This is a genomic window from Yaniella soli (assembly GCF_054782375.1).
Map to the genome: position 1 here is coordinate 1 of NZ_BAAGSP010000067.1, position 1947 is coordinate 1947.

A 1947-nucleotide genomic window follows, 5' to 3' on the forward strand; every position below is an offset into this window, starting at 1 on the left:
TTGTACGCCCGGCATGGGCACTTACTTGGAGGTGGAAGTCCTCTGGAGGAGAAGATGGTTTAACTCCTAGCCGATGGCAACTGCTGCATCGTGAGGTGTGGTGGGGAGGAAGCCGGTTGGCAAATCTTGGCACCGAGGTATACGAATCGCATCAGGCATGCAGGCTGGGGTCAGCCAGCAATAGATGGTGATGCCCGTTCCATCAAGACGGTCTGTGTGTAAATGCGGCGGGAGCTAAGAGAAAGTACGTGTCCTTATCCGGGGAGATCTGTTCCAGTGCACCACCAGAACTTGGTGGGGCGATTACAGCCGAGAGGTTGTGGTTGGTGGGGCAGAAGTCAGCAGAGGTCGTAGTACCTGCCAGGGATCGGCATGGAGGTGTATGAGACTACACTCCGGTTATAAGTGGTAGGGAAGGACTAAACGCTGTGTTTGATATGGAAATACTCATGATCCTCGTGATCGGATGTTGATCGCAGTAAATCACTGAGAACAGTGAGCAGAACAAGTTGGAGGGACCGGTGCATACGGGAGGGCCCTTGTCTGTGCGTAGTCGTCACGATCCGGCGGATGTGGATGAACATATCAAGGTCCAGCAGGCCAGTTTGTGGGAACAGGTGTTTTCGCAGGCGAATCTGCTGGATGCGTTGAAACGTGTCGAGCAAAACCGGGGTGCTGCTGGTGTTGATGGGCTGAGCGTGCATGAGTTGCGCGATTGGTTGCGTGAGCACTGGCAAGAAACCCGTGAGTTGTTGGATGCGGGGGTGTATCGGCCGTTGCCGGTCGCGCAGGTGATGATCCCAAAACCTGATGGTGGCCAGCGACGTCTTGGTGTGCCCAGTGTGGTGGATCGGTTGATCCAACAAGCCATCGCGCAAATTTTGGTGCCGGTGTTTGATTCGGGATTTGTTCCGGTCTCGTATGGGTTCAGGCCGCATCGGTCTGCTCATGATGCCGTGGTGGTGGCCAAAACGGTCATCCAACAGGGGTATCGGTGGGTGGTCGAGGTGGATCTGGATTCGTTCTTTGATCGGGTCAATCATGACATGCTCATGGCCAGGGTTGCGCGCAAAGTAGAAGATAGACGACTGCTGAAGCTGATCCGTGCCTATCTTGAGGCAGGGATCATGGCTGATGGAGTCGTACGAGGTACCAAGGAGGGGACCCCGCAGGGGTCTCCCTTGTCACCGCTATTATCGAACATTTTGTTAGATGATTTCGATCAACTGTTTTGGTCTCGTGGTCACCGATTCGTCAGGTATGCTGACGATCTTCGCGTGTTCGTGAAATCAAAACGGGCTGCCTATCGGGTCTTGGAAGTAGCGACACGCTTCTTCGAAGATTCGTTGCGGTTGAAGGTGAATCGGGCGAAGTCATCAGTGAAACCAGCATCTTCTGCAGAGTTGCTGGGTTATGGTTTCTATTTTGCTAAAGGTTCACAGGTCAAGTTGCGGATGGCGCCTTCCACGCGCAAGCGTGTCAAGGATCGTATTCGTGCGCTGACCTCGCGTCGATGGAGTATTTCCATGGATGAACGTCTACGACGATTGAACCAATACATGCGGGGCTGGATGGGATACTTCCGTCTCATCGAGACGCCAAGAGCGCTCAAAGACCTGGATGAATGGTTCCGTCGACGATTACGGCAAATCCGTTGGAAGGAATGGAAACTGCCCCGCACCCGGGTCCGGATGCTCCGAAATCTGGGGATACGACCGAATCAGGCGTATCAATGGGGTAACGCCAGTCGGGGCTATTGGCGGATTGCTAAAAGTCCCATACTACATCGTGCGCTCTCAACCCAATATTGGCAGGAGCAAGGCACCGTATTCTTCTATGATGCTTGGCTACGCTTTCGTCCAAACGGCTAAGCGAACCGCCGAGTGCGGTCCCGCATGCTCGGTGGTGTGAGAGGTGGGTCGGGAAACCCGACCCACCTACTCGATT

1 protein-coding gene is annotated in these 1947 nt (G+C 54.3%); it reads left to right on the forward strand.

Annotated features, from left to right (window positions below):
• Positions 1-545 precede the first annotated feature (545 nt).
• Positions 546-1871, forward strand: a complete 1326-nt coding sequence (gene ltrA / locus ACYVJT_RS15190; protein ID WP_499418552.1) for a group II intron reverse transcriptase/maturase — start codon at positions 546-548, stop codon at positions 1869-1871.
• The last annotated feature ends 76 nt before the right edge of the window (positions 1872-1947 follow it).